Below are 12118 nucleotides of genomic sequence, written 5' to 3'. Positions count from 1 at the left end.
GGAACCGTGGCCGGAACCACCGCTGGAACCATCGCCGGAACCACCGCAGGAAGTCCCAGTGCGAACGGGTCGGCCCTCGGCTCGGATCGGCACGGGTGCAAACCCGCCCATCAGCCCAGGCCGATCCGGCGCAGCATGTCCGGGGTGGCGGCGACGTGAACGTGATCATGATGTTCCGCGACGGTGCTCGCACCCCACGCGGCGGCGGTGCAGGGCACGACCGTCCCGTTCTTCACGCACGTCGCACCGGGCCCGGTGTAGATCAGTTCGGTCAGGCCGGGGGCGTAGCGGGCGAAGAACTGGTTGATGGCCAGCAGCTGCGGGGTGTCGCGGGCTCCGGCGGGTGGCAGCGCGAAGTCGACGGCCTGGCCGACGTGGTGGTAGCTGACGCCGCCGCCGGCTTCGGGGGTGCGGCGGGTGGAGGTGACGCCGTAGGGCACGGACGAACCGGCGATCAGGCGGATGATCGCCGGGTAGGTTTCGCGGCCCGCCCCGCCAACGGCGTCTCCACCCGGCGCCGACGTGTCCGTGCTGGTCGGTGTGGGAGTGAGCTGGTCGTAGTGGTCGATCTGGGCGAGGACCGTGGTGACGTAGCTGCGGCTGGCGTTGTAGCCGTAGATCGCGGCCTCAAGCGTCGCCCGGTCGGAGAGGTCTTTCGGGCCGGTCCCGCACAGGTGGACCACGGCGGCGGCGACCGCGTCGTAGATGTTGTGCGGGTCGGTGACGCCGTCGTCGTTGCCGTCGCGGCCCATCGCCCGCCACGAGCTCGGGATGAACTGCATGGGGCCGACCGCCCGGTCGTAGACGCGGTCACCGTCGAACCGGCCGGCGTCGCTGTCGAGGATCCGCGCGGTGCCGTTGCTGCCGTCGAGGGGCACTCCGATGATCGGGCGGGCGTGGAGGTCGCCGTTGGGGTCTATTGGCCGGCCGGCGCCGTGGTGGGACTCGACCTGGCCGATGCCCGCCAGGATCGACCAGCGCACCCCCTGGCAGGCCGGGGTGAAGCGGCGGGCGTAGTCCGGTGCGTGCCGGTAGGCGTCCAGGACCGGGCCGGGGATGCCCTCGACCGCGCTCGGCGCCGGGGGGAGGCCCGCAGCGCCGGGGGACTGCTGGGAGGCGGCTGCGCCACCACCTCCACTGATGACCACGAGCATCAGGGCGGTGAGGGCCAGCAGTCCGGCCGGGGTGACGACGAGCAGGGCGAGCAGCCACCACCACGCGCCGCCGCCCTTCCGGCGGGACGCGCGGGCAGCGACCTTGCGGGCCTGGCGCAGGGCGAGTTTGCGGGCCTTGCGTTGGATCAGGCGACGGGTGGCGGTGTGGGCGAGTTTCACTGCGACCGCGGGTGCTGCCATCGGCTACCGGCCGGGCCGGCGGCGGGTGGTGCGCGGCAACGGCTGCTGCGGTGGGCGGGAGGCGCGTTGGCGTAGCCGCCGGGCCGCGGCCCGGGTGGCGGGGGTGGGCTGGGTCTGCGACTGCTGGGCCTGGGGTTGCCGGGATGAGGGCCGGCCTGAGCGGCGCCGCGCGGGGCCCGGCGAAGCCGGCGGTGGTGGTGGCGGGGTGGAGTAGGCGCCGGCGCGCACCCGTGCGGCGATACGGAACGGTTCGGTGAGGCGGTTGACGCGCCGGTCAAGGAAGTGGCCGGGGGCGCGGGCCGCGGCAGCCAGATTCCGCCGGTAGGTCCGCCCGTAGTCGCCGGCAGCCTGACTACGGCCGCCGGCGGCACGGCGGCCGCGGATGTACTCGTCGACAACTCTGACGCGGGCGGAACGGACCGTGGCGCTGGCCTGGCGCACGGCGCGGGGGTAGGTGACGGGCGCGCCGACTGTCCAGGCGGCGGTGGTGCGCCCGATCCGCCACCCCAGCCGGGCCGCCTGGGCGGGGCGGGTCTGCCCCAACCGGGCCTGCAGCCGCGCGGCCCTCGACCCGGCGGCGGTGGTGGTCGGCCCCCCGCGGCCACCTCCACCTCCACCTCCACCTCCACCGCCTCCACCGCTGGTGGCCGCGGGGGTCCCGCCCCCGCGGCCGCGGAACAGTCCGCGCCGCGCCCGGCGTCCGCCGCGCCAGTACATGACGCTCTGGGCGAGGTCGAGGGGGCGCATCGCGCCACGGACGTCCCCACGGCCCTCGGACCACAGTTCGGCGGGCTGGAAGCTGCTGCCGGTGGATGCCGCCGGGCGCATCCAGGACGCGGTGGGGGAGGCGGAGCCGGGTTGGAGGCGTTGCAGGCGCCGGCCGAGCTGGTCGGAGACGCGGTCGGTGGCGCGGCGGGCGCGGCGGAAGAACAGGAACGAGGCGAGGACGAGCAGGTCCAGCAGTCCGAAGCGCACCGCCATCGGGCTGCTGGCGGTGCTGGCGAGCACTCCCTGCATCAGCATCAGGTACAGGGACAGGAAGACGACGGTGAGCACGACGGCGAGCAGCGCGCGCACGATGCCGCTGGCCCAACGGAACAGCATCGCCCGGCCCAGGCCGGGCATCTGCCCGAACGCGGTCGCGAAGAAGGTCAGGCAGCACAGGAGCGCGAGGGCGAGCTGGGCGATGCACAGTCCACCGCAGAGCATGAGGGTGAACAGGAAGAAGAACATCGCGGCGAGGGCGACCAGGCCGGCGCCGAGGAGCCGTTCGGGGGTCATCTTCGCGTTCCAGTCGGCGAGCGTGGCGCAGTCTCCGCCCGCGTCGCGCAGGATGTCGCGGGGCCCTGGCCAGGACGCGGTGTCCCAGGGGCCGGTTGCGACCGCCATCCGGTAGGCGTTCAGGCACGGCGAGCGCCGCGACGGGTCGGGGTCGTCGAGCACCCGGCCGGTGTTGAGGATCATGTTCGGTTGGACGACGAACGCGTATTTGACCTTCTGGGTCAGGGGGCCGGTGAGGTTCTCCGGCGTGGGGGTCTCGTCCGGGTCGCAGCCCCCCTCGGTCGTCGCGGACACGACGCACAGCGACAGGTCGCGGGTCATGCCGAGCAGGCCGGTGTCGCCGAGGATCGTGGTGGCGGGGGTGGCGAGGATGCCGGCGGAGAAGGTGGCGATGACCAGGCCGGTGACGGCTTCGGACAGGCCGCCGGCGATACGTCCCTGGATCAGTTTGTAGCCGGCCCAGGCCTGGGACAGCAGCAGGAACAGGCTGGGGAGCCCGAAGCGGAGCAGGACGTTGTCCTCGTAGTCGTGGGCGACCCGTTCGGCTGGCTCGATCAGATACTTGGCGATGTTGAACTCGAGGGTTTCGAGCAGGGCGGCGGTGGAGGCGCGGACGGCGAGCCGGTCGGTGCCGAACGCGACCTGGGTGAGTAGGCCGGTGGCCTTGGTGACGTAGGACCAGGCTTTGCCGCCGTCGTACCAGATGTCGTAGTTCTCCACCGGGATGCAGTCGAGGCTGTCCGCGGGGACGCCGGGGGCGCAGGTCGGGTCGCGGCCGAACATCGCCCCGTCGAGCCCGGTGGGCGGTTTACCGCCGTCGGTGTCGTCCGGGGAGCTGTCGGGGGCGAGGGGGCTCTGCGCGGGGTCGGTGGCGGCGGTGGCGTCCGCGGGGGCGGTGGCCGCCGGGTCCGGGTCCGTCGTGGGAGCCGTGCCTGTGGAGGCTGACTCCGGGGCGGGCATGGTCGGCGGTGGCGTCGCCGCGGGGGTGGGCACGGCCACTGGGGCGGCGCTGGTTGCCTGCGCGGCGCTGGTTGCCTGGGCGAGGGCGACGAGGACGACGAAGGCCAAGGCGGTGAACGCGGCCAGGTAGCGAATCCGCGGACGGCGGCCGCGGTGGCGACGGGTCACCGGTGCCCGGTGCCGGGGCGCGCGGGTGGGTGTCGTGGGGAGGTGGGGCGCCACGCCGGTGCCAGCGGCAGATGGTCGGCGAGCGTCGCCCGCCCGTGCGCCCCGCCCGTCGGCGGGGCCGACGGTGCACCCTCGACGGCTGGGGATTCCCGCTCCGACCATGGGAATTCGGGATCGGCGTCCCGGGTGGGCGGGCCTGCCGGCCCAGGCCCGCGGGGGCGGGGGCGGTCGGGTGCGGGTGGGGTTGGCTGGTTCGCGGCGGGGACGGGGTGGCGTTCGGTGGCGGTGGCCGCGCGGGGGTTGCTGTCCCAGCTGGCGAGCAGGCCGGGGAGGCGTGGGGGCAGGACCTGGATGAACCCGACCCGGCCGTCGAGGTCGCGCAGGTACATCTCCCCGACCCGTTCGGGTTGCCGGGCCGGGTCGGGGTTGATCTCTTGGAGGGCGGTGATGTGTTCCTCGTCGACGTCCATGCCGAGGAGTTCCAGGGCCTGTTCGGCGGCGTAACGGCTGCCTTGGCGGCCGGCGAGACGGATCGGGATGAGGGCGCGTAGCCGGGGTTCACCCAGGGAGGCGACGTCCTGGGCGGCGACCCACACCGCGGCGTTCGCGCGCCGCGACTCGCGCAGCCCTTCCTCGAGGAGCTGGGCGCCTTCGACCGAGGCGGTCAGGAACGACACCTCGTCCAGGCACATCGCGCCGAACCGGGACCGGTCCGTGAACGCGATCTTCCGCATGATCGCGGCGGAGAGGTAGACCATCGCCTGGGCGAGCAGCTGCTCGCCGAGTAGCCGCCGGGACAGCTCCGGGGAGAGCAGTACCTCCCGCGGGGGCGGTTTGAGACCGGGCGTCCACAGGATCACCGAGTCGGCGCGGGACAGCCGCAGCGGCGGCTCGTCCCCGAAAATCACCCGGGCCAGTCGTTCACTGAGCCGGCCGCGGAGCCGGCCCGCGACGAGCTCGGCGGCGTCCCCGAGGCGGCGGCCCCGCTCGGCCACCGCCCGCTCCTCCAGGACGGTGAGCACGCGGGCGGCCCGCGGGTTGCGTTCGGCGAGCACGGTTTTGACCGCGGCACTCAGCACGTCACCTTCGACGTCCTGGATCCCGATCCCGAGCAGCAGGCACAAAAACCCGGTGCCGAACTGCAGAGCGTCGTCCCCGGCGAAGATCTGCAGCGGGTCGACGCTGACGTTCGCGTCCGCGGTGAGGGTGACGATCTCGGTCGCGCCGGGGGCCGCCTGGGCGAACTGGACCCATTCCCCGTGCTCGGTGCGGTCCAAGGTGGTGAACCGGCCGCCACGCGCGAGGGTCGCCCACGCCAGATACTTCAACGAGAACGACTTGCCGGCGCCGAGCGCGGCGGTGATCGCGATCGAGCCGGAACGGTCGGTGGCCGGGCCGCGGGCCGGGTCGAGCAGCACCGGGCGGGCGGTCCCACCATCCAGGGAGATCCCGAACAGGACACCGGTGGGGTCACCGAGTTCGGCGCCGGCGAACGGGTTGCCCGCGGCGAGCTGGCGGGGGGTGAGCATCTGCTCGAAGTCGCGGCACACCCGCGGCAGTCCGCTGCCGGGCTTGCCTGCCTCGTAGAGGGCTTCCTGGTCGCCGATCGGACGAGCCAGGCGGTACTCGCCGCCGGCGAACACCGCCTGCAGCCCGCTGATCTGCCGGTCGGCGTCGCGCGGGTCGGGGGCGGCGACGGAGAACACCATGCTCGCGGCCAGCAGCGGATCGGAGGAGGCGTCGAGTTCGGCCTGCTCGTCGTCGAGGGCGTCGATGGCGTTACCGAGGCTGCTCGGCAGGCCGGCGGTTTCCCCCGCCCACTCCGACTGCTGGGAGACGAGCTGGCGCAGCTTGCGCCGCGCGCCGCGTTTGGCGTCCTCGTTCGGAATCACCCGCAGCCGGGCGTACCAGTCGACCGGGTCGGCGACCGCGTCGGCGGCGGCGAACCATTCCGCCCCGTCGGGGAAGGTGAAACTCTCCGGCAGGTCGGCGAGGACACCGGCGGCCTGATAGCTGGCCCCGAACCCGCTGGTGATCTGCACGTAGCGGCGGACCCCCGCCCCACGGGGGCGGCTTTCACGCTGCCCGCCTTCGAAGGTGACCGCCTCGTCGAGGGTGCTCAACGCCGGGCCGCGCAGCCGCGGCCCGTGCAGGTGCGCTTCGGCGGCGAAACGCTGTCGGTGCGGGTCGTGGACGGGGTCGCCGTGGGCCAGGTCGGCCTGCGGGCCGTCCAGGGGAAGGTCACCCACGCCGCGTCGCCACGCCCGGGCGTAGATCCAGGCAACCTCGGTCGCGCTCGCCCGGCGCAGCCGGGCGGGAGCCCCGAACCGGGTGAAGTAGTCGGCTTCCTGCTGGCGGCGCCGGCGTACCTCGACGGCGCTGGGCCCCGTAGCGGGCAGGCCGAACGACGCGGTGACCCGCGACGAGGCCGCCCCCAGGGCGCTGGCGGCCCCGGCGCGCAACGTCGGGGCGGGCAGGTCCACGGCCAAAAACCGGACCCGGTCATACAGGTCGCAGTCGACGAGCAGGTCCAGCGCGGCGTCGGCGGCGACCACCCAGTCGGGATGGGCCTCCAGGTCGATGTCGGCGACCATCCGCCCCACGGTGGCCACCGGGTCGATCGGCACGGTCAACGACAGCAGCATCGCCTCGCCGCGCAGCTGGGCGAGCACCGCCCGGGTCTCGTGGTGAAGCTTGAGTTTGTCGGCACGGGAGGCGTGCGGGTAGGTCGCCGGGTGGATCCGCCACACCGCCAGGACCCCGCCCCGGTCGGTCCACACGAGGTTGCCCGCGATGTGCCGGGCCGGGCAGCTCACCGCGCACCACCCGCCCCGGCGCCGGCAGGCGGGTCGAGCAGCTCCGACACCGATACCGACCGCACCCCCGCCGGGGCGGGCGCGGGGGCTGGACCCCGCCGAGACGGGACAGGTGTCGGCGGGGCGGGCAGATCACGCACGAAGATCGCGCGGGCTGGGCGCCCCGCCCGCGGCCGGGTCGGACGGGACCGGCCCCGGACCCGGCCACCGCGCGGGGCAGCGGCATAGCCGGCCAGCGCCCGCACACTGCGCAGCGGACTGCGCCCTTCCGGGCGCACGAACCGTTCGGTGAACGCGAACCCGACCGGCAGCCCGAACAGCACCAGCAGATTCCCGACGAACCCGAAATGCATCCACAGCGCCCGAGTCAGATAAAGCACGACCAGCGTGCCGATGAACAGACCGACCTGGGTCAACGTGTACGGGCCGAACGGAATCGGCTGACCACCGGGCAGCAGCCCGACCACATGCCCATGGCGATGCGCCTTCGCGTAGCTGCGGAACGTCAACCGGCCGCCGGCCCGGTCGATGTCGTTGGTGTTCACACGCCCACCCGCCCCGCGTCCTCCCACAGCCGAATATCGGCCGCGGGAACGACGAGGTGGATACCGGAGGCGTTGTCGAGGTCTTCTTTCAACCGGTTGGCGTTGTCGTCGCTGTTGTTCGCCGCCCAGATCGCCACCGCCCCGGCGACAGCCGCCATCAGAAGCGGCACGAGCGCGCCCTGTCTACTGAACGCCACCCGAATGATGTTGATGACGACGACGATGCCGAGCACGACGAACACCAGTGCTTTGACCTGACCGGTCAGCTTGTTGAACGTGTCGAACCAGCCGGCGGCCAGCACAACCGTTTCAGGAGGAGGGGACACGGGAGGACTCCTGCCAGGAGGAAAAAGACGGAGACGGACTCGGCGGCGCGGACAGGCTCGGCAGTGGAGACGGGCTGGCCGTCGGGGTGGGGGCGGCGGGCACCGTCGGCAGCGCGTCGTCGGCGAGCGGTGGGGCGCCGGGCAGCGCCGAAACCTCCCAGCGCCCGGCGCGCCCAGACAGACGCAGCGGGTAGCTCAGGAGCTGGATCGCCGTCGCCGAGGCGACCCGTACCGTGGCCAGCACCGCCAGGCGTTGCCCATCCGCCGGCTGAGCGATGTCCAGGCCCGGGAGGCTGTCGCGTCGCGCGTCGACCAGTTCGACGCCGCTGTAAGGGGCCGGGATGATCGGGCGGATCGTCGCCGTCGGACTGGTGTAACGGCCCAGCTCACCCGTCCCGGTCAGCAGCGCCGTCAGGAAACGACGCACCACATCACCGACCGGATCCTGCGGGTCGACCGGGGTGCTGTAACCCAGGGCCGGCGCGGCGGCGAGAGCCGACGGGCAGGCGACCCGGTCCGGCATCCGGGTGGCGCTGTACCCGACGGGATCGCCCTGCGCCCCGGTTCCCCCGGCGGCCGCGTCTCCGCGGGCAACCAGCGACACCCGGTAGCAGGCAACCCCGTCCGGGACGAGATCGCCCTGGGCGGTGCGGGTGAGCTCGTCGACGGCGACGGTCACCGTCCAGTAGCCGGCCGCCGCCTCCCCGGCCCGCAGGACCGTCACCGGCCCGGCCTGGCGCATCCCCGCGGTCACCCCGTCCAAGGAGGGCGCGCTGGGGAAGAAGATCCGTAGCCGTGCCTCCTGCCCCTCGCCCGCGGTGAGGAACGCGGCTATGAATGCCTGCGCCCACCCCGCCGGCCCGGTCGCCGAGCGCCCCTGTGCCACCGGCGCGCCACCGCTGTCGGGACGGGTCAGCCATGCGGCGACACCACCCACCGCACCGATGATCACCAGCGCCCACAAGGCGACGGTCGCCGCGGCCGTCATCCACATGGCCCGGCGCGCCACTGGGATCGCCGGACCACCGACATCCCCCACCTCGGCCACACCCGAGTCCGTCCGGCCTCGCCCTAACACCGACACCCTCCCTTCCGTGGATGTGAAAGCAACACCCAGGGAAGGCACAGCCGATCAAGGCAACGCGACACGGCAACCCGCACGACGTCGAAAAATGTTCAGGCGACGTCCGGCACCACGCGGGTGGTCAGGCCCAGGCCGGTTCGGGCAACGGCCAGCGGCCCGCGGCCCGCGCCGCACGGGCCAGCGTCGCCTCGGCCCGCTGACGCCGCCGGCGCAGCGTGTGCACCCGCATGCCCTGCTCGGCGGCGAGCTCGTCGGGGCTGCGGTCAGCCAGCCGGGTCATCGCCACCAGCCGCACCGCCTGCTCGGTCAACACCTGACTGTCCCGCGCCCACCGCAACAGCCCGATCAGCGCCGCGGTGTAGAAGGAATGCTCATCCACCGCAGGCTGGTGGCTACCCACCGCAACATCCAGATCGGCATGGCGCTGCACCGGCTGGTCGGCGTCGCGGGCCGCGATCACCATCCGCGTCAGCCGGGTACGGACCTCGCTGAGCAACGCCAGGTTCACCGCGCTGTGCCGCGACCGCCAGCGAAACGCCCGGATACTCGCGAGGAGAAGCTCCAACGCGACCGCGGCCCGTTCCTCGTCGTCGGCCAGCAGCCACATGCTGCCCCCGTCGGGATGCCGCGGCATCCACCACGTCCGCGCGCACAGATCCTTCACCCCGGGCAGCAGGGCGTGCACCAGCAGCTGCGTCGCCCACCGCCGGTCCTCGACACTGACCTCCCCCCACATCGGCTCCGGCGCGGCGGGCTCCCCGGTGCTCTCCTCCGCGGGCTCGCCGGGGTCCTGCGACGCCAGCCGCACCAGCGCACCCACAACCCGGGCGACCCTGCCCTGGTCGGTCATGTCCTGGGCCGCGGCCAGCAGCGCACGCGGGTCACCGAGCCCGGCGAGATCCGGGTCGGCCGCCGCCCAGCGGCCGGTCGCCGCCCGCAGCGAGAAGCTGCCCACGATCCTGTCCCGCTCGACGTCGAGCAGGTCGAACACCGCGACCCGACCCGACGCGTAGGCCGGACGGGCACAGGGGGACGGAACACGAACAGCGGCCACGGGCGTCTCCGATCTCGAGTGCGATCGCAGCCACCGTCGAATCCGACCTTGCCCACCCCATTGCTCAAGCCCCGGGCAACCAGCCCCTGACCTGGGGCAACACGAATCAGGCAACCCTCACCCACCCCGGGCAACCCACCCACCGGCATCGAGCGGGAAGAAAGGCAACCTCCCCATGCCGCCCGTTGCCCGGCCCGCGCAGCGCAGACCGAGGGTGCCCACACTCCACGCACCACCACGAAGGCCACACTGTGCGGCATCCTGGAAGGGATGAACGCCTCCGAGAACCCGCCCGCTCCACCCGCCGCCGACGCACCGACCGACCACACCGACAGCCCGCTGGGCTGGCCCGCCGACCGGCTCATCGGCTACCGCGAGTTCGCCGAGCTCGTCACCGCGATGACCGGCAAGCCGATGGCGGTGGCCACCTTGCGCAAGTACGCCAGCATCGGCCTGCTGTGCGAACCCGACGAGATGCTCGCCGACCGCAAACGCTGGTGCGTGCGCACCGCCCGCACCTGGCAGGACAACCGGAAAGGCCGCGGCGCCCCGGGCCACGAACGCGCCAGCCGCCGCAAGGCGGACTGAACGAACACCACCACGCCAGGATCAGCCATCCTGATCCATGCCTTTCGCGGTCATCGTCGTCGCCGGCGTCTTCTCCGCGCTGGCCACCCCCAGTGCGTGGCGGGTGCGGCCACGGCCCACCGCAGGCGACGAGGGCGAATCCAGGTCAGCCGGGAGCACACGGCCGGGCCACGGGCCGGTGCTCATCGTCGGAGCGGTCGGGGCCGGCATCGGCGCGGTCGTGACGCGGCACGGATGGACAGCCGCCTCCCCGGCCGTGCTCGTGGCCACGCTCGCCGGCCTCTGGCTCGCGATCGTCGACCTGCGTGTGCACCGCTTGCCCGCGGCGCAGGTCTACGCGGCGACCACGGCGACCGCGGCACTCTTCGCGGTCTCCGCCCTCGCCTGCGACAACCTCAGCCAGATCGCCGGCGCGGCCGCAGGAGCGGCGGCGCTGTGGACCCTGTACCGGGTGGTCGCACTCACCGGCGGGATGGCCCGCGGCGACGTGCGGCTCGCCGGCCTGCTCGGCGCCGTCGGCGGCTGGCACGGGCCACTCAGCTGGTACATCGCCGCGGCGCTGCCGTTCCTCCTGCATGCCGTCGCCGGGGGGATTCTCTGGGCGAGCGGAGCGCGCCGGCGCGGGCAGGCGCTGCCGTTCGGTCCCGCGATGCTCGCCGGCATGCTGGCCTCAATTGGCTTTGCTTCCTAAACCGCCCACGCCACCACCATCGCCGGCGCGCTCCTGCTCCATCGGTCCGGATCCGGTCCGGCAATTGCTCAATTCATTCGGAGGGCACTATGCCGCGGCGAAGACCACTCCGTTTGCGACGGGTGGCGGGTTCCTTACGATGCATTGTCCCATCGTCGGGCATCGCTTTGAACCGGTGCGCGAGGCCGGCGGCGGCCAGTGCCAGCAGGCAGATGGTCAGCCCTGCGACAACCGACGCCATGGCCAGGGCGAGCAGGTCGGGGACGCCGACCGCGTGCAGCGGGGGCAGGCAACCGGCCGCGGCCGCCCCGCCCGATACGGCCACCGCCATCGCCACCACCATGCCCACGATCATCCGAATGCCCGGTGCCAGGTTGGCGAGAGACGCCCGGAGAAACCCGCGGGCCTCAGGTTCGGTCATGGGAGGAAACCGTCAGGACCGTCTCGCCGAGGTTGCTCAACGTCGTGGGCAGCGGGGCGGCCAGGAACAGGCTGGCGGCGCCGAGGTTCTGCGCGACGTTGCGCCTCGACTGGCTGTCCTCGCCGTCGAACCAGTGACGCAGTAGCAGCATGACGAGGGCGAGCCCGATGCTGATGGCGGCGACCGCGAGCACGGTACGCACCGGGTTCTCGCGGGGTTCGGGGGCTGCCGGCGGCTGGTCGTCGAGGTGTCGCAGGCTCGGGATGGGCTGCGCCCCCGCGGACGGCATGCCACTCCACGGGTCGCGGTACTCGTCGTCCGAGTTCGGGGTCCGCCACCAGGAGCGGATCTCGCCGGTGTCGCTGTCGACGTAGCGGTCGTCGTCCATGAGGATCACTCGTTCCTTCGGTCAACGGGCTGGTACCGAAGGAAGGGACACGCCGCGGGCTCGACGCGACACCGAACCGCGTATCAGTTCGAAAAAATCTTGGAGGGCGGTGGATGTGGCCAGGCCGTCGAGGCGGATGGCCCGGTGCGAGGAAGCAGTTGATCGCGACAAGGAAAAACCCGGCCCACGAGGGGGCCGGGTGGTCTAGGAGCCGAGCTTGGCATGTGCCGGGCCTGGCTGTCAAAACTCACCATCCAGGCGGGCGGGTGAGGGGGCCGGTTTGTACCGGCAGTTGTGCCGCGGTGAGGTCAGCGGCGCGCAGGTTGTCCCACCAGTGCCGGCCGACGCCGGTGTGCGGCGCTCCCCGTAGCGCGCCGGCGGTGTAGCCCTTGCTGGGGTTGACGACCCCGACGGGGACGAGCTCGCGGGCTTGGGCCACCG

11 protein-coding genes and 1 pseudogene are annotated in these 12118 nt (G+C 73.0%); 2 read left to right on the top strand and 10 right to left on the bottom strand.

The window, feature by feature from the left end; all coding sequences use genetic code 11:
- Nucleotides 1-110 precede the first annotated feature (110 nt).
- The 7 genes from B056_RS39905 to B056_RS0134365 all read right to left on the bottom strand — a co-directional run bounded on the left by B056_RS39905 (nucleotide 111) and on the right by B056_RS0134365 (nucleotide 9589).
- Nucleotides 111-1355, bottom strand: coding sequence for a lytic murein transglycosylase (locus tag B056_RS39905; protein ID WP_154677393.1), 1245 nt, complete (start codon nucleotides 1353-1355; stop codon nucleotides 111-113).
- A gap of 3 nt (nucleotides 1356-1358) precedes the next feature.
- A complete protein-coding gene (locus B056_RS0134390; RefSeq protein WP_154677392.1) occupies nucleotides 1359-3764 on the bottom strand; it encodes a hypothetical protein in 2406 nt (801 codons plus the stop codon).
- On the bottom strand, nucleotides 3761-6580 hold the full coding sequence (locus B056_RS0134385; RefSeq protein WP_018506367.1) for an ATP-binding protein: 2820 nt from the start codon (nucleotides 6578-6580) through the stop codon (nucleotides 3761-3763). Before B056_RS0134385 ends, B056_RS0134390 begins: the two co-directional genes overlap by 4 nt.
- A complete protein-coding gene (locus B056_RS43390; RefSeq protein WP_018506366.1) occupies nucleotides 6577-7125 on the bottom strand; it encodes a hypothetical protein in 549 nt (182 codons plus the stop codon). The genes B056_RS0134385 and B056_RS43390 overlap by 4 nt, the downstream gene beginning before the upstream one ends.
- Nucleotides 7122-7427, bottom strand: coding sequence for a hypothetical protein (locus tag B056_RS0134375; protein ID WP_018506365.1), 306 nt, complete (start codon nucleotides 7425-7427; stop codon nucleotides 7122-7124). The genes B056_RS43390 and B056_RS0134375 overlap by 4 nt, the downstream gene beginning before the upstream one ends.
- Nucleotides 7428-7434: 7 nt before the next feature.
- Nucleotides 7435-8529 carry a conjugal transfer protein gene (locus B056_RS0134370; protein WP_230203327.1) on the bottom strand — a complete coding sequence of 365 codons (1095 nt, stop codon included), beginning with the start codon at nucleotides 8527-8529 and terminating at the stop codon, nucleotides 7435-7437.
- Nucleotides 8530-8656: 127 nt separating this feature from the next.
- Entirely contained in the window at nucleotides 8657-9589 is a 933-nt protein-coding gene (locus B056_RS0134365; protein WP_154677391.1) for a hypothetical protein, read from the bottom strand.
- Nucleotides 9590-9859: 270 nt separating this feature from the next.
- Between B056_RS0134365 and B056_RS39115 the strand changes: the two genes are divergently transcribed.
- Both B056_RS39115 and B056_RS39110 read left to right on the top strand, forming a co-directional pair.
- Nucleotides 9860-10177, top strand: coding sequence for a hypothetical protein (locus B056_RS39115; protein WP_018506362.1), 318 nt, complete (start codon nucleotides 9860-9862; stop codon nucleotides 10175-10177).
- 37 nt (nucleotides 10178-10214) lie between these two features.
- Complete coding sequence (locus B056_RS39110) at nucleotides 10215-10868, top strand: prepilin peptidase (RefSeq protein ID WP_018506361.1); 654 nt, start codon at nucleotides 10215-10217, stop codon at nucleotides 10866-10868.
- 73 nt (nucleotides 10869-10941) lie between these two features.
- Here the strand turns inward: B056_RS39110 and B056_RS0134350 are convergent, their stop codons facing one another.
- The 3 genes and pseudogenes from B056_RS0134350 to B056_RS43810 all read right to left on the bottom strand — a co-directional run.
- A complete protein-coding gene (locus tag B056_RS0134350; protein WP_018506360.1) occupies nucleotides 10942-11289 on the bottom strand; it encodes a hypothetical protein in 348 nt (115 codons plus the stop codon).
- Nucleotides 11276-11686 carry a hypothetical protein gene (locus tag B056_RS0134345; protein ID WP_018506359.1) on the bottom strand — a complete coding sequence of 137 codons (411 nt, stop codon included), beginning with the start codon at nucleotides 11684-11686 and terminating at the stop codon, nucleotides 11276-11278. Before B056_RS0134345 ends, B056_RS0134350 begins: the two co-directional genes overlap by 14 nt.
- A gap of 238 nt (nucleotides 11687-11924) precedes the next feature.
- Nucleotides 11925-12118 (bottom strand): annotated as a pseudogene (locus B056_RS43810) (NYN domain-containing protein); the annotation flags it as partial.

This window comes from Parafrankia discariae, assembly GCF_000373365.1.
Classification (GTDB): Bacteria; Actinomycetota; Actinomycetes; order Frankiales; family Frankiaceae; genus Parafrankia; species Parafrankia discariae.
Note: the sequence above shows the minus strand (reverse complement) of the source record. Positions and strands in the feature narration are given on the sequence as shown.

What these genes read in the sequence shown, in the direction of transcription:
- B056_RS39905 (WP_154677393.1), bottom strand. Translation starts at nt 1,355, where the DNA reads ATGGCAGCACCCGCGGTCGCAGTGAAACTCGCCCACACCGCCACCCGT.
- B056_RS39115 (WP_018506362.1), top strand. Translation starts at nt 9,860, where the DNA reads ATGAACGCCTCCGAGAACCCGCCCGCTCCACCCGCCGCCGACGCACCG.
- B056_RS39110 (WP_018506361.1), top strand. Translation starts at nt 10,215, where the DNA reads ATGCCTTTCGCGGTCATCGTCGTCGCCGGCGTCTTCTCCGCGCTGGCC.
- B056_RS0134350 (WP_018506360.1), bottom strand. Translation starts at nt 11,289, where the DNA reads ATGACCGAACCTGAGGCCCGCGGGTTTCTCCGGGCGTCTCTCGCCAAC.